19 protein-coding genes and 1 other annotated feature are annotated in these 19785 nt (G+C 40.6%); of the genes, 5 read left to right on the top strand and 14 right to left on the bottom strand.

Annotation, left to right across the window (positions count from 1 at the left end):
• Nucleotides 1-34 precede the first annotated feature (34 nt).
• Complete coding sequence (locus MHH61_RS03540) at nt 35-2335, top strand: helix-turn-helix domain-containing protein (protein ID WP_125587180.1); 2301 nt, start codon at nt 35-37, stop codon at nt 2333-2335.
• A 38-nt stretch (nt 2336-2373) separates the two neighbouring features.
• Here the strand turns inward: MHH61_RS03540 and MHH61_RS03545 are convergent, their stop codons facing one another.
• Nucleotides 2374-2745: a helix-turn-helix domain-containing protein gene (locus tag MHH61_RS03545; protein WP_003217763.1), complete on the bottom strand. Its 372-nt coding sequence runs from the start codon at nt 2743-2745 to the stop codon at nt 2374-2376.
• 155 nt (nt 2746-2900) lie between these two features.
• Here MHH61_RS03545 and MHH61_RS03550 point away from each other — a divergent pair, with 155 nt between their 5' ends.
• Nucleotides 2901-4088 carry an MFS transporter gene (locus tag MHH61_RS03550; RefSeq protein WP_024426203.1) on the top strand — a complete coding sequence of 396 codons (1188 nt, stop codon included), beginning with the start codon at nt 2901-2903 and terminating at the stop codon, nt 4086-4088.
• Nucleotides 4089-4098: 10 nt separating this feature from the next.
• Nucleotides 4099-4941: an aldo/keto reductase gene (locus MHH61_RS03555; protein WP_024426204.1), complete on the top strand. Its 843-nt coding sequence runs from the start codon at nt 4099-4101 to the stop codon at nt 4939-4941.
• A 45-nt stretch (nt 4942-4986) separates the two neighbouring features.
• Here MHH61_RS03555 and MHH61_RS03560 read toward each other — a convergent pair whose 3' ends face one another.
• The 6 genes from MHH61_RS03560 to MHH61_RS03585 form a co-directional block, all read right to left on the bottom strand.
• Complete coding sequence (locus tag MHH61_RS03560) at nt 4987-6486, bottom strand: extracellular solute-binding protein (RefSeq protein ID WP_024426205.1); 1500 nt, start codon at nt 6484-6486, stop codon at nt 4987-4989.
• 25 nt (nt 6487-6511) lie between these two features.
• Entirely contained in the window at nt 6512-7372 is an 861-nt protein-coding gene (locus MHH61_RS03565) for a carbohydrate ABC transporter permease (RefSeq protein WP_087976618.1), read from the bottom strand.
• Nucleotides 7373-7591: 219 nt separating this feature from the next.
• The gene (locus MHH61_RS03570; RefSeq protein ID WP_025092391.1) at nt 7592-8344 is read right to left on the bottom strand and encodes an NAD(P)-dependent oxidoreductase; all 753 of its coding nucleotides are present in this window, start codon (nt 8342-8344) and stop codon (nt 7592-7594) included.
• A 46-nt stretch (nt 8345-8390) separates the two neighbouring features.
• On the bottom strand, nt 8391-9293 hold the full coding sequence (locus MHH61_RS03575; RefSeq protein WP_125587181.1) for a dienelactone hydrolase family protein: 903 nt from the start codon (nt 9291-9293) through the stop codon (nt 8391-8393).
• Nucleotides 9294-9423: 130 nt separating this feature from the next.
• Nucleotides 9424-11838, bottom strand: a complete 2415-nt coding sequence (leuS, locus tag MHH61_RS03580; RefSeq protein ID WP_024424893.1) for a leucine--tRNA ligase — start codon at nt 11836-11838, stop codon at nt 9424-9426.
• A gap of 97 nt (nt 11839-11935) precedes the next feature.
• Nucleotides 11936-12157: a binding site (T-box leader), on the bottom strand.
• Between the two features lie 103 nt (nt 12158-12260).
• The gene (locus MHH61_RS03585; protein WP_008343006.1) at nt 12261-12590 is read right to left on the bottom strand and encodes a DUF4257 domain-containing protein; all 330 of its coding nucleotides are present in this window, start codon (nt 12588-12590) and stop codon (nt 12261-12263) included.
• Nucleotides 12591-13012: 422 nt separating this feature from the next.
• On the opposite strand from MHH61_RS03585, the gene MHH61_RS03590 reads away from it, so the two are divergent.
• Nucleotides 13013-13816, top strand: coding sequence for a PAS domain-containing protein (locus MHH61_RS03590; protein ID WP_125587182.1), 804 nt, complete (start codon nt 13013-13015; stop codon nt 13814-13816).
• Nucleotides 13817-14103: 287 nt separating this feature from the next.
• Nucleotides 14104-14802 (top strand): hypothetical protein, encoded by a 699-nt coding sequence (locus tag MHH61_RS03595; protein WP_024426209.1) that lies wholly within the window; start codon nt 14104-14106, stop codon nt 14800-14802.
• Between the two features lie 65 nt (nt 14803-14867).
• Here the strand turns inward: MHH61_RS03595 and MHH61_RS03600 are convergent, their stop codons facing one another.
• From MHH61_RS03600 to MHH61_RS03630, 7 genes are all read right to left on the bottom strand, one after another.
• Nucleotides 14868-16178, bottom strand: coding sequence for an ABC transporter permease (locus tag MHH61_RS03600; RefSeq protein ID WP_024424896.1), 1311 nt, complete (start codon nt 16176-16178; stop codon nt 14868-14870).
• The gene (locus MHH61_RS03605) at nt 16168-16866 is read right to left on the bottom strand and encodes an ABC transporter ATP-binding protein (protein WP_044332340.1); all 699 of its coding nucleotides are present in this window, start codon (nt 16864-16866) and stop codon (nt 16168-16170) included. The genes MHH61_RS03600 and MHH61_RS03605 overlap by 11 nt, the downstream gene beginning before the upstream one ends.
• A 21-nt stretch (nt 16867-16887) precedes the next feature.
• Nucleotides 16888-17874 carry an ABC transporter permease subunit gene (locus tag MHH61_RS03610; RefSeq protein ID WP_025092389.1) on the bottom strand — a complete coding sequence of 329 codons (987 nt, stop codon included), beginning with the start codon at nt 17872-17874 and terminating at the stop codon, nt 16888-16890.
• Entirely contained in the window at nt 17868-18746 is an 879-nt protein-coding gene (locus tag MHH61_RS03615; protein ID WP_125587183.1) for an ATP-binding cassette domain-containing protein, read from the bottom strand. Before MHH61_RS03615 ends, MHH61_RS03610 begins: the two co-directional genes overlap by 7 nt.
• A complete protein-coding gene (locus tag MHH61_RS03620; protein WP_019743690.1) occupies nt 18739-19131 on the bottom strand; it encodes a GntR family transcriptional regulator in 393 nt (130 codons plus the stop codon). Before MHH61_RS03620 ends, MHH61_RS03615 begins: the two co-directional genes overlap by 8 nt.
• Nucleotides 19132-19148: 17 nt before the next feature.
• Nucleotides 19149-19328 carry a hypothetical protein gene (locus MHH61_RS03625; RefSeq protein WP_125587184.1) on the bottom strand — a complete coding sequence of 60 codons (180 nt, stop codon included), beginning with the start codon at nt 19326-19328 and terminating at the stop codon, nt 19149-19151.
• A gap of 144 nt (nt 19329-19472) precedes the next feature.
• Nucleotides 19473-19748 (bottom strand): YtzC family protein, encoded by a 276-nt coding sequence (locus tag MHH61_RS03630; RefSeq protein WP_024424902.1) that lies wholly within the window; start codon nt 19746-19748, stop codon nt 19473-19475.
• Nucleotides 19749-19785: the final 37 nt, after the last annotated feature.

The raw sequence follows: 19785 nt of genomic DNA on the forward strand, positions 1-19785 counted from the left end.
GGAAAAGATTGTTTTGTTTGAAATGGGGGGTTTTATGAAAAGAAGGCAGTACAAATTTTATTACAAGCTAGTGACGTTTTTTTTCATACTTAGTACGATTCCTGTTATCATTGTCGGCATTTTTTCTTATCAGCATTCACAAAAAACAGCACTTGAAAATATCTCAAATGAAAAGCTCGACAGCGTTAAACAAACGCAATCCAATATTGAGCATATTTTAAAAACTGTTGATCATTCTCTCACTCACTATGTCAGTTCGCCGCCTCTCCTTCAAACACTGGCAGAACCTTTAAATCCAGACCAATTCCAGCTTTATAATCAAGTACAGCAGGAACTGAACTACCTGCAAACCTTTGACACCGATCTTTCCAATATTACACTCGTCAGTAAAATGGAAGACTGGTACATGAACAATTCGGGGCTTTATCATGTCACAAGCGAAGACCAAGAAAAAGCGCTGACCTCTTACCTCAATATACCAAGTCACTCCAGCTGGGCACTTGAAGAGAATAATCCACTTGTTGCGACAAAAGAAGGAAAAGCATCCTTTTGTAAGTACAATGTGAATTTAATCAAACAACTGCCTATGAACAGCGTTCAAAAAAAGGGAATCGCTGTCGCCAGCATTCCAAGCTGCGTCATTGCTGATAACATGCCTGACTTCTCTCAATCGGATAGTATGTTTGTGATCGATACAAACGGAAAAGTGCTGCTACATAATCGCAAAGAACAAATTGGTGAATCGCTGAAACATCAAGATATCGTCAAGCATGTGCTCTCACTTGAAAAACGATCAGGCCAATTTGATATGAAGGTCGACGAACTCAACTATCAAATCACATTTCAAAAATCAGATTATAATGAATGGACGTACCTATCCTTTGTTTCAATTCCAGAACTTAAGCAGCAAACGAAATCAATTGGGTGGATTACCTTTATTATCTGCACTATTTTGTTAGCGCTTTCATTACTATTTTCATGGTTCGGTTCTAGACACTTTTATAAACCAATCCGCTTATTATACGAGTCATTTGCACGCAATGAATCATTTTTGCAAAAACAGCCTTTTCAAAATGAATTTGAGTTGATTGAATCGAGTATTAAACAAATGAAAGATCAAAACAATGATTTAGAGGAACGGATTGAGCAGCAAGTGACACACTTACAGCAATACTTTATGGTACGGCTGCTGCTTGGAAAGCTGACAGATGAAGAAGTTAACAACCGGTTCCAAAGCTTAGGCTTTCCTCAGGGCTGGTCTCATTTGTCCATGCTTGTGACCCAAATCGATACATTAAAAGGAACACCTTATGAAAAAAAAGATGCTGACTTGCTTTTATTTGCGATCAATGGACTGATCGAGCAGATTATTCCGCAAGAGGAGCACCTTCAGCCAACCGTTGTCAATCAGCATCAAACAACGATTATCCTCAACCACTCAAAGTCAGATGAAGAGTTTACTGAATATTTAAATCAATTAGCAGAAAGCATTCAGCAGCGTATAGAAGAAGAGCTTGGTTTATCGATCAGCATTGGGATCAGCCGCCAGTTTAAAGAACTCACGATGGCAAAACATGCTTACATTGAAGGAAAGGAAGCCTTAAAATACAGACTTAAAGCAGAGAAAAAGTCCATTATCTTATATGAGCATATTCAGCAAGGAAAGACGTTCAAAACCCATTTTCCAAAGCAGTTGCAGCATGATTTATTTGATGCGATGAAAGCTGGCGATCAAGGCAAAGCGGATCACTATTTACATGTACTCCTGCAATCCATTTTCTCTAAAAATGCAGGACCGCACGAATACCATATCGCCCTCGCTCGTTTTTTAAACAATTTAATCGAGCTGATGCATTTGCTGGGCATTGAATTATTTGAGGTCGAAGATAACAAAATGCTCTATGATACGATTTTTGAATTTAAAACCTTTGAAGATACGGAAGCATGGCTGAAACATGAAATCATTCGGCCAATTATTGACCAGCTTGCTGCACGTGAAGACTCACAATACAAAAACATCTCAGAAAAAATCATTCATATTATTCATCAAGAATTCGACTCAGATCTCACATTGGATGAAATCGCCACACGCCTGCATTACAATCCAAATTATTTAAGCAGTATTTTCAGAAAGGAAATGGATATCTCCTTTAGTGAATATCTCTCTTCCTACAGACACCATGTCGCTAAAAATTGGCTTGTAGAAACCGATATGTCCGTCAAAGAAATTTCGGAAAAACTGAAATATAAAAACCCGCAAAATTTCATCCGGTCCTTCAAAAAGCTGGAAGGTACAACTCCTGGGAAATACCGCGACCAGAAAAAAGGCTCGTAAGACAAAGAGTCCCGCTCTCACAAGAAAGCGGGACTCTTTTATTTAAACTGTTCATTTAAGATGCTGTCTTCCAGCACGGAAAGCGGCTCTCCATACACACGTTCAATATGAGCTGCTCCCCAATCGCATAGCGCATTGAGGATTCTTTCGAGCGACTGTCCGTATTCACTTAATTCATATTCCACTTTAGGCGGCACCTGTTCATAGACAATCCGATTAATGACCCCGTCACTTTCAAGCTCTCTCAGCTGCTGCGTCAGCATTTTTTGTGTGATGTTTGGCATGAGCCGCTTCAATTCGCTCGTCCGTTTTTTCCCGTGTGTCAAATGACATAAAATCACACACTTCCACTTCCCGCCTATGACCTCAAGCGTTGCTTCCACAGAGATATTATATTTTTTCTTTTCCATCGAATGTTCACTCCTCTTTGTACGAACAGGCACTTTTTAGTACCTATATTACAAAAAAGTACGTACTTTTTTTTTCGTCATCTATGTTAGATAATAACTCTTGCCGATCGGCTTCGTCTATCAAAATGTCATCACAGAAGGATGTGAACTTACTTATGAAGAAAAAGCAAAACCATTTTGCTCTTCTCGCACTAGCGATTAGTGCTTTTGCTATAGGAACAACTGAGTTCATTAGTGTCGGTCTTTTGCCAATGATCTCAGAGGACTTTGGAGTGAGCGTCAGTCAGGCGGGCTGGACTGTCTCTTTATATGCACTTGGTGTGACATTTGGCGCGCCTATATTGACTTCTCTTACTTCCACGATGAAAAGAAAGACATTGCTTTTGCTCATTATGCTCGTCTTTTTGATTGGTAATACACTTGCCACCATTGCCCCGACTTTTTCAGTGCTGTTAATCGGCCGGGTGATTTCAGCTTTATCCCATGGAATCTTCATGTCCATCGGTTCTACGATTGCTGCAAGCCTTGTCGTGAAAGAAAAACGGGCAAGCGCGATTGCCTTTATGTTCACTGGTTTAACAGTAGCGACTGTGACAGGTGTGCCATTCGGAACATTTCTTGGTCATGAGCTCGGCTGGCGGACATCATTTGGTGTGATTGTGATCATTGGTCTAATCGCACTGATATCCAACTATTTTCTTGTGCCGTCTCAATTAAAGCAGGGTGTGAAAACATCTTTTAAAGATCAAGCTGTCCTATTAAAAACAAAAAGAATTTTGCTTTTATTTGTCATTACAGCCACAGGGTATGGAGGAACCTTTGTCGTCTTCACGTATTTATCTCCTCTCTTGCAGCATGTGACAGGGCTTGCGCCTGGGGCTGTGGCCTTGATCCTGCTTTTATACGGAATCACGATCGCAGCCGGAAATGTCATTGGCGGAAAAGCTGCTAATGAACAGCCAATGAAAGCACTGATCTATATGTTTATTATCCAAAGCATCATCTTGTTTATTCTTAGCTTCACTGCAGGATTCACAGTATTAGGCATTGGAACCGTCATGCTGATGGGGCTGTTTGCTTTCATGAATGTGCCTGGGCTGCAAGTAGCCGTCGTTGATTTTGCAGAAAGATACACACCTGGAGCGGTTGACGTCGCATCTGCTATGAATATCGCTGCCTTTAATGCCGGTATTGCCATTGGCTCATTTTTAGGAGGCATCGTGACAGATACACTTGGCCTTGTGCATACAGGATGGGTCGGCGGCATCATGGTCCTCATCGCAGCCATTCTTACGATGATCAGTTATCAAATGGAACAAAAAGAACAAACACAAACCATTTAAAGGAGTTTTTATGATGGAACATTTACAAAGTACAAAAACATTAAACAATGGGGTCCTCATGCCAGGCTTTGGCCTTGGTGTATTCAAGGTGGAAGATGGAGCTGAATTAGTTGATGCTGTCAAAACAGCCATTCAATTAGGCTATCGCAGTATTGATACAGCGGCTATTTACGGAAATGAAGAAGGTGTTGGACGAGGCATACAGCTTGGTTTAGCAGAAACAGGACTGCGCCGTGAGGACATCTTTGTCACCTCAAAAGTGTGGAATGCCGATTTAGGATATGAATCTACTCTAAATGCATACGAAGAAAGCTTAAAAAAGCTTCAGCTTGACTACCTTGATCTGTATTTAATCCATTGGCCGGTTGAAGGAAAATACAAAGAAGCTTGGCGTGCACTGGAAACCTTGTATCGTGAAGGAAAGGTCAGAGCCATCGGAGTGAGCAACTTCCAGCCGCATCACCTAGACGAGCTATTAAAAGATGCAGACATCAAACCAGCGATCAACCAAGTAGAATTTCATCCAAAACTAACGCAGGAAACACTCTATACGTATTTGAACTCTCATGGCATTCAAATGGAAGCTTGGTCACCGCTGATGCAGGGTGAACTGCTGCATCACCCGCTGATCACAGAGCTCGCAGACACATACGGTAAAACACCTGCTCAAATTATTTTGCGCTGGGATGTACAAAAAGGTGTCATCACCATTCCAAAATCAACGAAAGCACATCGTTTAAAGGAAAACGCTGATATATTTGATTTTGTCTTATCTGATGAAGATATGAAACGTCTTTCTGACTTAAATGAAAACAAACGTATCGGTCCAGATCCAGATAACTTCGACTTTTAATCAAAACACCCCCGCCTTTTTGCTTTGCGGGGGTGTTCTTTTTGATCATTTTGATTTTTTAAAGGAAGCTTCATATTCTTCTATGATTTTATTCCCACCATTGGATTTCCACTTCTCTACATCTTTCTGAAATTGATCTTCACTGATGTCACCAAGAATGAACTTATACGTCGCATCATCGATGATTTTCTTCAATTCGTTTCCACGCTCTGATGCTGTTTCTGAATACAGGCTTTCAGCAGGATTGGCAACGATGATGTTTTGATTGTCTTCTTCTAGCTCTTCATATTTAGAACGAACTGCATCCCCTTTATTTTTTAAGTAACGTTTATCAATTCCTACAAGACTGACAAGCGGCTGTACATCTGTCTGCCAGCCTTTCACTTGGCTTTCTTCCCTGACAAATGTATTTCCTTCTTCTTTCTTATAATGCTTGCCATCTATACCGTACGTCATGAGACCATATACATCTTCTTCGGCAATACGGTCAAAGAAAGCCAAAATCCGCTTTAATTCCGCCTCTGATTTCACGCTTGTTTTAGGGAATGCGAAGATGCCATTATGCCCCCCTGATGCCCACACACGTTCTTTGCCATCTGGGCCTTTGATTCGGTTGATAATATCAACTTTCATGTTTTTATCTGTCGCATCATCTCTCAGGTTCACGGCATCTACCATATTTCCAACATAGATACCTGCTTTTCCTTGTGAAAATAATTCCTGCTGCTGTGTTTTGCTTGTCACTGGGAAGTCTTTGTTGATATAGCCATTGTCGCGCAGCTTTTTCATGTATTTCATTGTATTCATGTACTCATCTGTCATAAAGTCCGGCGTGAATTTCCCGTTTTCTTCTTTCCAGTCTGTCGGCATTCCTTCATATGAACCAAGCGTTTTAAATGCGCCATAAATTAAATCGTTCCGATCCGTAAAGCCAATTGTATCGGCTTTTCCGTTTTGATTCGGGTCTTTTTCCGTAAAGGCTTTGGCTACTTCATACAGATCATCCAATGTTTTTGGTGTATCCAAATTTAAATTTTCAAGCCAATCCTTTCGAATGACAATCCCTTGTCTTGAAAGTGGTCTTTCTCTATAGATGCCATAAAGCTTGCCGTCTATAGAAGCGTTTTTATTAATCAGTTCGTTCATCTTACTTAAATTTGGATAATCCTTCAAATACGGACCGACTTCCCAAAACATCCCTGATCTGAACGCATTAATCGCAGACGAATTTTTAATGTCTTGAATCGTCACAATTTGCGGCAAATTCCCTGCTGCAAGAGCGGAATTTAAACGATCTTCCTTTACAGCATCAGGCACCCATGTAATATCAAGCTCTGTATTTGTGAGTTTTTCAATCTCTTTTAAAACGGAATCCTTCGGCGGCTGCTGATGATATAAAATCGCCATCCATGTCAGCTTTACCTTTTTGTCTAAATCAACCTTCTCATCTGATGAGTTTGCCCCTTTACTTGAACATGCTGACAGAAGACCGCTTGCTGCAAATAACAGAACAAACGCAATCAGCCATAATTTCTTTCTCCCCATAAGATCCCTCCGTTGTTCCATCTTTTTAACCCTTTACAGAACCTAGTAATGCCCCTTTGTTGAAATGCTTTTGAATAAATGGATAGACAAGCAGAACCGGAATGGTTGCCACAACAATCACAGCCATTTTAATCGTCTGGTCTGGCGGTGGGGTGGATGAGCCCATATCCGACATATCTCCCTGCATTCCGCTTGAGACAATGACAATCTGTCTCAGCAGTACTTGAATCGGCCACTTCACTGAATCATTTAAATACAGAATGGCAGTCATATACGTATTCCAATACGTCACGGCATAAAAAAGTGAAATAGTAGCAATGGCTGGCAAAGAAAGTGGGAGCACAATTTTAAAGAAAATCCCTAAATCGTTACAGCCGTCCATCTTCGCTGATTCCTCAAGGCTTGCCGGTATGTTTTGAAAGAAGTTTTTCAAAATGATTAAGTTGAACGCATTGATTGCAACCGGGAGAATAAGTGACCAATAGGTATCAAGCAGACCAAGTGTTTTCACCACAATAAACGTCGGAATCATACCTCCGCTAAACAGCATCGTGAAAACAACGAGAAACATCAGTGTTCTCCGGCCTTTTAGCTCCTGACGAGACAGCCCGTATGCCATAAGCGAGGACAAAAACATGCTGACAGCTGTTCCAACGAGCGTCACAAGAATGGACACAATGAGGCTGCGATACACAATATCTGTAGAAAAAATATATCGATATGCCTCTAGAGAAAACGTCGTCGGGAACAAAATAAACTTCTTCGTGATGACCTCTTCTACTGTTGCAAAAGAGGCGGCAATGACATGGATGAACGGAAGCACACATATTAATGCGAACATGAGTAGAAAAGAGTAATTAAATAAATTGAACAATCGGCCTTTAATAGAACGATCTATGTTCATCACGCCCTTTCTTTGAAAGCGTTATCATTTCATCTGAAAGTAAGCTGCAGCCTGTGACGATATCGTGATTAAAATGTAACAAACGGGGGAAGAAAGCGTCTATAATCATTTTGACAGACCAACTGGATAGATCATGTCAGCCGTGCTTTTATGCTCATGAAACAAAAGAATAAGATCATTAGCTCATGACATGATTATGCCTTATGCTCGATCATTTTCTTCGAGGATTTCCGTCGTATTGACATCTGGTTCATAGCCTAACTCCAGTTTCGTTTTCTCAGTAGACCACGGCTTTTCTTCATTTTCTGATACAGCATAATAGGTCCCAAAGGGAATATCCGATTCAACCGCTGCCTTTATCATACCTGTAAGATCCTCATGTGACAGCAGAGTTCTTTTAGTTCTTTGCTTTTTGTGCAATGCCTTCATCTCATCTGTTACAACTGTTCCAATTCTTAAATTGATGACAGACATTCCCGATTGATCGTGGAACAAACGTCCCAGCTGTTCGGAAGCAAACTTTAATATGCCATAGACATTTTTAGTCGCAGGCACATCGTCAGTTGTAATCTGCCGTCCAAGTAAGGAGCGTCCATCCTCTTCATAACGATCCGTCACATGGTTGCTGCTTGCAAAAATGACTTTTCGTATGCCATGCCGCGCAGCTGAACGAAACATATAATAGGTACTCCTCCAAAAAATATCAGTCATTTTTGCAAATTCTTCATGATCCATCACATCATGCGTCATGTCCATGTTTAGAAGATGCAAGATGACATCTGTATCCCGCGGAATTGCCTCATATACATTCTGTTCATTCGCTGCATCGGCTAAAATGACTCCTTCTACACAGCTTGTTAGATCAATAATCGTGACGCTGTACTCAGCAGAGAGCGCTTTTGTTAAAAGACGTCCAATCACACCGCATCCGCCAATGATGGTGATTTTTTTCATCTGTCTCCTCCTTTCTTTTGACGTAGTATGTCCAAGCGTTTCTTGATTACAGCCACTTTTTCAAAAATCGTGTCGCCTCGTGACGCATAGCGGCTGTTTCAAAATGACCTGCATGAAGACAGGTAAGCTGATAACGTTCTTTCAATGAAGCAGCTTCATAGGTTTGACTCAATACCTTTTGAATCCTTCCAACGCCTTCAGCAGGCGTGAGCTGATCAAGCTTTCCAACTAAGCTTAAATGCGGTCTTGGAAAAATCATTTCTTGAATGTCCGCTGCTGTAAAATGCTTCGCCAAGCTCGGTACATAGTAATAAAAGCCATGTCTGTCCAAATTGTTCGTTTCAATTAATGTATGATGGTCCACCTGTGCACAAAGATCAATACACACACTGACCCTCTCATCAAGTGCAGCCGTCCACCAGGAAAGAAGACCGCCCATTGACATCCCAAAGACAGCTAACCTGTCCGCCAGCACATCAGATCGAGACAGCAAATAATCAATCGCACACATACTTTCATACAGCATCATGCCCCACATCACTTTTCCTGTTAAAAGCATTTCCTTAAAAATTTCACTTTCTGTTCTTCCTCTTCTCTCACCAAACCCTGCATGATCAATGGCCAGTACACTATATCCTTTAGACGTAAACTCTTTTGCATATGAAGGCGTTTGCAAATAATGAGCACCTTTTAACAGCTCTTCCTTCCCATTCACGTAATTCCCGCCATGTGAATGCTGGAACAGCACAACGGGTCTTTTTTTCACCGTATCCTTCGGTTTCACGAAATAAGCAGGGACTTCCTCTACACCATTCATAGAGAGAATGAGAGTTTCAACCACATATGATTCACGTTCTTCCATTTTTAACGTATAAGACTCCACGCGATGACGTTCTGGCATTTCTCCTAACAGACTGAGCAGTTGTTCACGTTTGCTTTCCTTTTCCATTGACGTCACTCCTCATTTTCTTGATCACCTGTTAAAATACGAGACCGATGCGGGAATCACCTTGTTTTCGACAAAATTATGTCCCGGGAAATAAAGAACACCCACCGGTTCATACCGATGGGTGTCATCATTAGTTCGCAACAATATTGACAAGCTTCCCAGGAACTGCAATCACTTTACGAATGGTTTTCCCTTCAAGCTGTTCTTTTACACGTGCATCATTTTTCGCAAGCTCTTCTAACTGCTCCCTTGTTGCATCAGCAGGAACGGTTAATTTTGCTTTTACTTTACCGTTAAGCTGTACAACAATTTCTACTTCATCGTCGACAAGCTTTGACTCATCATATTGAGGCCATGCTTCATAAGAAATAGATCCTTCATGACCAAGTTTATTCCAAAGCTCTTCTGCTAAATGCGGTGCAATTGGAGAAAGAAGCTTTACAAAGCCTTCTGCATATTCTTTCGGCAGTGTATCCGCCTTATAGGCATCGTTGATAAACACCATTAATTGTGAAATTCCTGTATTGAAACGCAAGCCTTCATAATGATCCGTTACCTTCATAACTGTTTCATGATAGCTGCGTTCTAATGCGCCGCCAGATTGCTCTGTCACTTTATCACTGAGTGAACCATCTTCATTTGTAAAGAGACGCCATACACGATCAAGGAAACGACGAGCGCCATCAAGTCCTGTTTCAGACCAAGCAATTGATGCATCTAAAGGTCCCATGAACATTTCATAAAGTCGTAATGTATCCGCACCATGAGATTCTACGATATCATCTGGGTTGACCACATTTCCTTTTGACTTACTCATTTTTTCATTGTTTTCCCCAAGAATCATACCTTGGTTGAACAATTTCATGAAAGGTTCTTTTGTTGGAACAACACCGATATCATACAAGAACTTATGCCAGAAGCGTGCATATAGAAGATGCAGTACAGCGTGTTCTGCTCCGCCGATATACACATCAACTGGAAGCCATTTCTTCAGCTTTTCAGGAGAGGCAAGCTCTTCTGTGTTATGAGGATCAATATAACGTAAGAAATACCAGCAGCTGCCTGCCCATTGCGGCATTGTATTCGTTTCGCGGCGGCCTTTTTTACCTGTAACAGGATCTACAACCTCAACCCAGTCTTTAATATTGGCTAATGGTGATTCACCTGTACCACTTGGCTTAATCTCTGTCGTCTTAGGCAAGATCAGTGGAAGCTCTTCTTCTGAAACAGCTGAAGATGTTCCGTCCTCCCAATGAATGATTGGAATCGGCTCACCCCAGTAGCGCTGACGGCTGAACAGCCAGTCTCTTAAACGATATGTGACTTTCTTTTCACCTTTTTGATGTTCTTCAAGCCATGCAATCGCTTTTTCAATCGCTTCTTCTTTTCCTAAGCCATTTAGGAAATCAGAGTTAATGTGCTTTCCATCACCTGTGTAGGCTTCTTTTTCAATGTCTCCGCCTTCTACAACTTCTTTAATTGGAAGATCAAAGGTTTTGGCGAATTCATAGTCACGTTCATCATGGGCAGGAACCGCCATAATGGCTCCAGTTCCATAAGTCGCCAGCACGTAATCGGCAATCCAGATCGGCATCTTTTCACCATTTAAAGGATTGATGGCATACGCGCCTGTGAAAATACCTGTTTTCGTTTTAGCAAGATCTGTCCGCTCTAAGTCACTCTTTGATTGAATCTCTTTGATATACGCTTTAACAGCTTCTTTTTGAGCATCTGATGTAATTTTTTCAACAAGTGCATGCTCTGGTGCAAGCACTGCATATGTTGCGCCAAATAGTGTATCAGGACGCGTTGTGAAAACCGTAAACTGTTCGTCATGTCCTTCTACTTCAAAATGAACGTGCGCTCCTTCAGAGCGTCCGATCCAGTTACGCTGCATATCTTTGATGCTTTCAGGCCAATCAATGTCCTCTAAATCTTCTAACAGCCTGTCCGCATATGCTGTAATCTTTAGCATCCACTGCTTCATAGGACGTCTTTCAACAGGATGGCCTCCGCGTTCACTTTTTCCATCAATGACTTCTTCATTTGCAAGCACTGTGCCAAGCGCTGGGCACCAGTTCACTGGTACTTCATCGATATAGGCCAATCCTTTTTCGTACAATTTTAAGAAAATCCATTGTGTCCATTTGTAGTAATTCGGATCTGTCGTGTTGATTTCTCGATCCCAATCATACGAGAATCCTAGTGATTGAATTTGGCGGCGGAAGTTATTGATGTTCTCTTCTGTAAAGGCCGCCGGGTCATTTCCTGTATCAAGTGCATACTGTTCTGCCGGGAGCCCAAATGCGTCCCACCCCATTGGATGAAGAACATCATATCCCTGCATACGTTTCATGCGTGATAGAATATCCGTTGCTGTATAGCCCTCAGGGTGCCCGACATGAAGCCCTGCTCCTGATGGATATGGAAACATATCAAGTGCATAAAACTTCGGTTTATCTTCCGAGTCAGATGTGGCGAATGTTTTATGTGTCAGCCAATAATCCTGCCACTTCTTTTCAATTTCCCGATGCTGAAAACTCAATGTGAAAACCTCCTTTAATATGTACGGCTTTATCTGCTTAGATGACCACTGCAAGAATTCAGATTTTTCTAAAATCAACAAAAAACCCTCATCCCTGGAAAGGGACGAGAGATTTTTTGGTTCCCGCGGTACCACCCTTGTTAGCGTAACATGCTGTTCGTACGCTCACTTAATATCTTTAACGCAGACATGCGACAGAAGCTTTAACGCAACTGCAACTCTGAGGCGAGTTCAGAAGCAGATTTGATTGACTTTCACCAGCCGTCAATTCTCTAAAGACAAATACTGCTTTCCTACTACTCCTCTTCACTGTTCTTATCGTAACCGTCATCTAAGTAGTATTTTATAGAATTATGATCATAAGTGCAAGCAGGTTTGTATACAATGGGAATGTACCCTAGACTAGGGTAAAGTAGAGGATATTATTCGTGTGGAGATCGGTTATGACGGTTGGAGCCTGCATCCTGTGAACGTTCTTCTCTCACAAAATCGAAGCTTCGCAGAACTGCTTCTCCTCCGTAACCTGAAATAATGGATAAGATGATCAAGTGCAGACTAGATTCGGGATTTGAGGATAAGACAAGCAGTGTAGCGGCAATCATCCCAACGAGCCAATCTTCAATAAACCCTAAGTAAATAAACTTTTTTGTCATTCTGGGCTTCTCTAGCCTGCCTTTTTTCTTTACGTGACCGAGAATGCCCATGACCCCTCCAATGGCGCAAGCAATAATGACTTGTTGCAGCATTTTCATCACCTTCCTAAAGCCCTTAGAATAGTAAAGCGACTTCAGGCTGTCCAGCCCCCTGTAATGCCATTCTGCTGTTCCGTCATAATCCATGTAAAAGGTCTATTCTCTCTAACGAAGAAAAAAAGCTTGTTTCTTCCATTATATGTGAATGACCTAAAAACAATCTTGATGCATTGGAATCATTTTCACCTAATCCATATTAACTATTTTTGTCATATTATGAATGATGAGTAATTGATTCCTTCTTTTTCTAATGAAAAGTCTCCTTACTTACTCTATTCTAATGGAGGACAAACTATGATGACAAATTTAACAAAGCGTTTGCAATCGTTGAAACAGAACATATGTTATGTTACGTTTAAAAGGATTCATTTGGTTGAAAAGACAACCATTTGATATGTCTTATAGCAGCAAAGGAGGGTAATATGGTCAGCTCGAACATTTTCGGCTTGCAAAAACAGCTTGAACTCATCAAAAAAGCGCTGGATCATGCGCGGATCGGTGTTGTCATTACAGACCCTTCCTTAGAGGATAACCCTATCGTTTATGTGAATCACGGCTTTACACAAATGACTGGATACAAACCAGATGAGATTCTTGGTCGTAATTGTCGATTCCTTCAAGGAAAAGACACGGATCAAAAGCAGCTTGCTTTAATTCGTCATGGAATTCAAAACAAAATACCTATTACCACACAGCTAAAAAATTATAAAAAAGACGGCACTTTTTTTTGGAATGAACTCAATATAGATCCTCTATACATTGAACAAGATGACAAAACATTTTTCATTGGTTTTCAAAAGGATATTACGAAACAGAAAGAATATGAACAGCTCCTAGAAGATTCCTTACAGGAAGTCACCTCTCTTTCGACGCCAATCGTCCCAATCAAAAATGGTGTATCTGCTCTTCCGCTTATCGGAAAATTATCTGAAGAACGCTTTGATGCCATTGTCGCTAAGTTAACCTGTATATTAGATGATTCAAAGGATGATTATTTAATTGTCGACCTTTCTGGTTTAATCGAGGTCGATGATTCCGTCGCAGCACGTATTTTCAAACTGCATCATCTTCTCAATCTAACTGGAACCGAACTGATCATCACTGGGATTAAGCCGCAGCTTGCGCTGAAAATGAAAGACCTCGATACAGATTTCCAGAATACAATCACTTATTTGACAGTAAAAGAAGCCATAAAAGGATTACCATTAGCTGAAAACCCTGTGTAAACAGGGTTTTTCAGATTGTTGACAAAGGGCTAAAATGATCTTTATTTTAGCTCTTTGTCTTCTATTCAGCGTGATAGAAAACCTTTGCAGTCTAGGAAGGGCGAGCACCGGAGCGGAGCGAATTCGACATTCGTGAGCACCGGAGCGCAGACCTGACAACCAATGCGAGGGTTTGTCTACACGCTGGAAAACCCTGTGTAAACAGGGTTTTTTTAATTGAACCGCTCCCCAAAATGGAAAAATGAGGTATGATAGGTGTAAATAGCAATTTAGGGGGGCTGTTAGATATGTTTTTACTCATATTAGGTCTTTTATGTGTTTGTTTTGCCATCGGGTATGCTGTCAATTTCTTCTTACTCAAACGCAAAAACGAGCTGATTTTTTCAAAGAAACTTTTTTATCCTTTTTTGATCATTGGTCTCTTCTTTTCCATTATGTCATTACCGCTTACTGCTGGAAATGCGCCAAAGGCACAAGCCGATCCATCTTCCGAACAGCTGTTAAAGGATCAAAAAGAACTCTCATCTGACATTTCGCGCTTAAAAGCTGATAAAGAGTCGCTTACCTCCTCTTTAGAAGATGCGGAGAAGGAAAAAGAAAAGCTGGAAAAGAAGCTAGAAACCATCACCTCAGAAAAAGAAACGGTCAAACAGCAAGAGAAGACCATTCAATCGCTTGAAGAGAAAATAGACAAGCTCACCTCCAGCAATGAAACACTCAAACAAGAAATCAAGAATAGCAGCAGCGATACGAAGTCTTCCACCGTCCAGCGCTCCGCACCTAAAGATGAAGGAAAAAGCACAGGCGGTCATGAATCACAAAAGGAAACAAAAAAAGAATCGGCTGCCTGTAACATTAAAGGGAGTGTCAACGGTATTTACCACACACCAAGCAGCAGATACTACTCTAGAACAAAGAATGTAACCAAAATGTTCTGCTCAGTAGAAGAAGCAGAGCGTGCCGGATACAGGGCACCTAAGCAATAGCAATGTTTAATTAAGATAAAAAAGAACCTCCTGAGCGCCCAATCGGGTTTACAGGAGGTTCTTTTTTAGATTTCTCTTCTTAAAGCTGCTAATACATTCGTTTTTGTTGCCTTACGTGCCGGGTTAAGCCCTGAAATGATCGCTACCCCTGCGCTGATCACTGTCGCTGTAATGACAAGGCTGAGTGGAATATAGGAAAAAGTAATCGAGAATTGATCGCTTGATCCTCCCTCAGACATGGACGACAAAATGGCTGGGATGATTAAATTAACGGCGAAACTAATCAAATATGAGATGATAATACCGATGATTGATCCGATGACTCCAATATAAGCACTTTCCATTAGGAACATCCGCTTGATAATGGATGGATTCGCACCAATGGCTTTCATAATACCAATCTCTTGTGTTCGCTCTGTTACCGCCATAGTCATCGTATTGAAAATTCCGATGGCAGAAATAATGACTGCAATACATCCGACAAAAATGAGTCCAATTTTGAAGACCGTAAAGAACATATCCATTCCTTCAAGCTGGTTCGTTACAGAGATGACTTGATAGCCCTCATCTGTCAGTTTATTCGTGAGCGTACCGACATTGTCGAATTTATCTGCATAAACAGAAGTCATTTTTTCGACATTTCCAGCTTCAGGAGACAGGTCGAGTATTTGACCAAATTCTTTTTCATAAGCATTCGGAATCAGAATTTTATGATCCTCCTGCCACTCCAAATTCGGCTTTTTCAAAACACCTACTACACGGAAATCAAATGTTTTTTCTTTAACGACTTCCCCTTCTTCATTTAGTTTTGGCACTTTGATTTGAATCACTTTATTTAAAATATCCTTCGTGTAGCCTTTTGGCTCCTTCGGTGTTTCTTCCCCATTTGACGTCTGGTTTAATTCTTTTTCATAGGCTTCGCGTTCTTTTTTTGTCCACAGTTGCTGCGCCATATGATACCCAACCACAATTTCGTTCGCTGATGTTGGGACTTTTCCTCGGTCTAGCTCAAGTCCTGCTTCTTTTTCTTCTTTCATATCAGTCAAAGCAGCCTGCGTTTCACTTGAACGGTTATCGAGCTCGACGTTAACCGATGGATTGATCGCCGTTCTTGAGACGACAGATTTCACATGATCATATTTCTTTAAATCATCAATCTTAACGTCTCCTTTTTCTTTTCCTAACACTTTAATTTCAGTGATGATTTGCTGTTTCATAATTTCATCTTGAGCTGATTTTTGCAAACCAAAACCGACAGACGCTAGAACGATTAAGAAAGAGCATGCCATTGTCGTCGCAAGAATGGTCATAAACACACGCAATCTATTTTTCTTCATATTTCTTCTAATGAATTTGACCTGATCTCTAAATTTCAATGGATTGTTCCCCTTTCTTTAATACACCGTCGTGAAGCTGGAACGTTGTGTCTGCGATTGAAGCGACTTCATCGTCATGTGTAATGATGACAAATGTAATCCCTTTTTCGCGATTGAGCTGCTGGATAAAGGCTAAAATTTCTCCTTCAGTTTCTGAATCCAGACTCCCAGTTGGTTCATCCGCTAAAATAATAGATGGATTTAAAATCAAGGCTCTTGCAATACTCACACGCTGCTGCTGTCCGCCTGACAGCTCATTTGGGTAATGTCCTGCATGATGTTCGAGTCCTACTCGTTTCAGCATTTCTTTTACTTTCACTTTTCGTTCAGACGGCTTCACCCCTTTTAAAGTAAGCGGAAGTTCAACATTCTCATACGTTGTTAAGCTCCCGATCAACTGAAAGCTTTGAAAGATAAAGCCAAAGTGATCTAAGCGAAAGTCTGCCCATTCTTTTTCATTAAAGCCGGTCACATCGGTGCCATCAATGACAATTTTTCCGCTCGTTGGCGTAATATAGCCTGATATTAAGTTCAATAAAGTCGATTTCCCCGAACCACTTCGTCCAACAATACAAGCAATATCGCCTCTTTTGATGGACAGGTCAATCCCTTTCAGCACAGGAATTTCATTTTCCCTGCCCTTTTTACCAATTTTAAATACATGATCTAATGCTTGAATCTGAATCATCTCTACTCCCCTGCTCTCTGTTTATCTTTTTCTATAGATTAAGAAATAACTCGTTAAGGCGCCTACGACTCCACCGATGAGCATGCCAACGATATAACCAAATATGGAATTATCTGAAGAAAAACCAAACCATCCAAACCCTAGAACACCGAAGACGATGACCATAATCTGAATAGGTCTATCCATACTTGAGTAAAGGAAGAAGCGGCCATTTCTTTCAATTGGATGTTTTATAAAGCTAAACAAACCAATCAAGTAAAATATGACCATCATGACAAGTGGAATGATGAATGCTTCACCATTAAACCAATGCTGATATTCTTGTTGAAAAATGTCATTTGTAATATAAGTAATTGGTGAAATAGGCGATATCAAATAATTGAGGCTCGTATCTATCCACCTCTCACTTGTTCTAAAGATAAAATCTAAATGAACGATCGGAAGTCCAATTAACAAAAATGGTAGAATGGACGTACTGAATCCAACGATTGCTTGGGATATAGCACTTCCTGTTAATGTACCTGCTGCAAAAAATAAACTGTAGATCATCAAAGCTGACAACAGTGCATAAAAATAACGACTGTTGAACTCAGGTGTTTCTATTGGATGAAGACCTAATTTGAGTAAATAAATGATAAGGTATGAGACAACATGAACGCCTGCGATGATGCCAGCACCTAAGAAAAACTTGGTATGAAAGATAGCACTTCTGCTAAATGGCAAGGATAATGTAAAGTCCATCTGCCCTTTATTTCTCTCAAATCCTAGCTGAATCACAGCAAAAAATATTCCCATTAACCATGATAGTGAGAGAAATGCATCCTTCTTAAACAGATAAGTGAATGTTGTTGAATCCAGTATACAGTCTGGATTTTTCAAACAATCTTGAAAGGTTGAGTAATCCATTAAGAGGGATAATGGCGTCGCAAAGACCGCAACAAGCATCACTAAAATGAATGTCAGCTCAGATTGCTTCCACTCCTTATATAATAATTGCCGCTTTACCATCTGCGTTTCCCTCCAAACTTCGCAATGAACACTTCTTCTAAATTCACAGGCAGTTCATGCCATACTTTTGGCTTCAGTGACTTCAAGTACTCTTTAGCTTCTTCGTCGGTTTTTAGAACAAGCGCTGTATAGAAAACACCCGCTTGATCCAAAATCGCCACGCCATTTTTTCGAATACTTAAGTTCATATCTTCTTCAAAGGCCATTTGGATTTTGACATAGTCATTCTTTAATTCATCTAAATCCATGACACTTGTGAGTTCATTTCCTTCTAAAAATCCAATTCGATTACACATGCGCTCAATGTCCTCTAAGCGGTGAGATGTAATTAAAATCGTTGTTTGTCGTTCTGCCACCTCGTCAATCATCAGCTGAAGAACGTCATTTCTTGTGACGGCATCAATACCATCAGTCGGCTCATCTAATAAAATGACCGCTGGTTTGATGGCAAAGCTTAAAATTAATGACAGCTGTTTCTTTAACCCTGTAGACAACTCACGATACTTCACTTTTTCCGGAATTTCATAGCGGTTCACAAGCTCATTGGCATAGGTCACGTCAAACTTTGGATATAAATGCTTTAACAGCTGGACAAGCTGTCCGTAATTGTATCTATCAAAGTAAGGATTCACGACTGGCATGAATACAATATTTTGCTTTACTAAAGGGTGGTCTTTCACCAGCACATCTTTAAAATAAATCTCTCCTTCATCCGGAAGAAGAATTTGCTGAATCAATCTGAGAAGTGTTGTTTTCCCAGAGCCATTCCGGCCAAGCAGACCGAAGATCTCACCTTCGCCTATTTTGAAGGAAACGTCGCTGAGTACTTCGCGTCCATTTAATTTCTTCGATACATTTCTGACCTCAATCAACTTGTTTTCCTCCTTTTAGACTTGAGCCGATCTCTTCCAGCCATTCCTTGAGCTGATGAATATCAATACCAGCATAATGAGCTTCTATGATGAGTTGTCTTAACTGTTCTTTCATCTCGAGCACCTTCCCTTCATTCAGCTTTAACTGAGCACCTTCTGTTACATACGTACCGCGGCCCCGCAGAGTTTCAATAATCCCTTCCCGCTCAAGCTCTTTATACGCTTTGCTGACGGTGTTTGGGTTGGCAATAATAATGGTGGCGAGCTCTCTGACAGAGGGCAGTTTGTCACCTGGCTTCATCACGCCTTTTAAACATAAAATTTTGAGCTGCTCAATGATTTGTTCATATATTGGCGCAGCGCTTCTTGGATCTATTTGAATCATGATGACTCCCTCTTTCCTCATTCATGCTTTTGCAGTCCTATCGCTTGATCATGTCCTTGCATTAAAGGAACTGAACTGGGTATCAAATCTTTTTGAACTTCAAAACCAATGAAAACAAGAACGAAAAAAAATGTACATGCTAACGCAACAGCCAGCACCATCCACTTTAAATTGATTGGTTTTTTTTCTTTTTTCATGGTTGAACACCTTTCTTCACTTTTTAAGTGTCTGTAGTGTATTAGTTGATGTAGTACACTTAATACAATATAGACACCCAGTATAAAAGTCAATCACTTATTAAAAAAAATAAAAAACAGACCCTTAAAAGAAGGATCTGTTCATCATTCATTATCGTAGGAAATCCCTAAAATCATTTGGTTTTGCAAGCTCTGAATTTGAACACGCGCCCTGTCTAACCGTTCTCTTTGCTGGTCATTGGCGACATCTTTTAATTTTTCTAATTCGTTGACCGTATTCTCAAGCATGAGCTGTGCTTTTGAAAACTCTTCCTCATTATAATGTTCCTGACGTGAGCTCAAATCAAATTGTTCATTTGCAAACTCAAGGGTTTCCGTACTTTTTTGGATAAATTCATCGATCGACTGCCTTGTTGCCATCTTACATTCCCTCCATTTCATCATCGCTCCCGCCTAT

Origin of the sequence: Bacillus sp. FSL K6-3154 (genome assembly GCF_040869395.1) — a bacterium.
In the GTDB taxonomy this organism is placed as follows: domain Bacteria; phylum Bacillota; class Bacilli; order Bacillales; family Bacillaceae; genus Bacillus; species Bacillus safensis.

What these genes read in the sequence shown, in the direction of transcription:
- MHH61_RS03540 (WP_125587180.1), top strand. Translation starts at nt 35, where the DNA reads ATGAAAAGAAGGCAGTACAAATTTTATTACAAGCTAGTGACGTTTTTT.
- MHH61_RS03545 (WP_003217763.1), bottom strand. Translation starts at nt 2,745, where the DNA reads ATGGAAAAGAAAAAATATAATATCTCTGTGGAAGCAACGCTTGAGGTC.
- MHH61_RS03550 (WP_024426203.1), top strand. Translation starts at nt 2,901, where the DNA reads ATGAAGAAAAAGCAAAACCATTTTGCTCTTCTCGCACTAGCGATTAGT.
- MHH61_RS03555 (WP_024426204.1), top strand. Translation starts at nt 4,099, where the DNA reads ATGATGGAACATTTACAAAGTACAAAAACATTAAACAATGGGGTCCTC.
- MHH61_RS03560 (WP_024426205.1), bottom strand. Translation starts at nt 6,486, where the DNA reads ATGGGGAGAAAGAAATTATGGCTGATTGCGTTTGTTCTGTTATTTGCA.
- MHH61_RS03570 (WP_025092391.1), bottom strand. Translation starts at nt 8,344, where the DNA reads ATGAAAAAAATCACCATCATTGGCGGATGCGGTGTGATTGGACGTCTT.
- MHH61_RS03575 (WP_125587181.1), bottom strand. Translation starts at nt 9,293, where the DNA reads ATGGAAAAGGAAAGCAAACGTGAACAACTGCTCAGTCTGTTAGGAGAA.
- MHH61_RS03585 (WP_008343006.1), bottom strand. Translation starts at nt 12,590, where the DNA reads ATGAAAATGCTGCAACAAGTCATTATTGCTTGCGCCATTGGAGGGGTC.
- MHH61_RS03590 (WP_125587182.1), top strand. Translation starts at nt 13,013, where the DNA reads ATGGTCAGCTCGAACATTTTCGGCTTGCAAAAACAGCTTGAACTCATC.
- MHH61_RS03595 (WP_024426209.1), top strand. Translation starts at nt 14,104, where the DNA reads ATGTTTTTACTCATATTAGGTCTTTTATGTGTTTGTTTTGCCATCGGG.
- MHH61_RS03605 (WP_044332340.1), bottom strand. Translation starts at nt 16,866, where the DNA reads ATGATTCAGATTCAAGCATTAGATCATGTATTTAAAATTGGTAAAAAG.
- MHH61_RS03610 (WP_025092389.1), bottom strand. Translation starts at nt 17,874, where the DNA reads ATGGTAAAGCGGCAATTATTATATAAGGAGTGGAAGCAATCTGAGCTG.
- MHH61_RS03620 (WP_019743690.1), bottom strand. Translation starts at nt 19,131, where the DNA reads ATGATTCAAATAGATCCAAGAAGCGCTGCGCCAATATATGAACAAATC.
- MHH61_RS03625 (WP_125587184.1), bottom strand. Translation starts at nt 19,328, where the DNA reads ATGAAAAAAGAAAAAAAACCAATCAATTTAAAGTGGATGGTGCTGGCT.
- MHH61_RS03630 (WP_024424902.1), bottom strand. Translation starts at nt 19,748, where the DNA reads ATGGCAACAAGGCAGTCGATCGATGAATTTATCCAAAAAAGTACGGAA.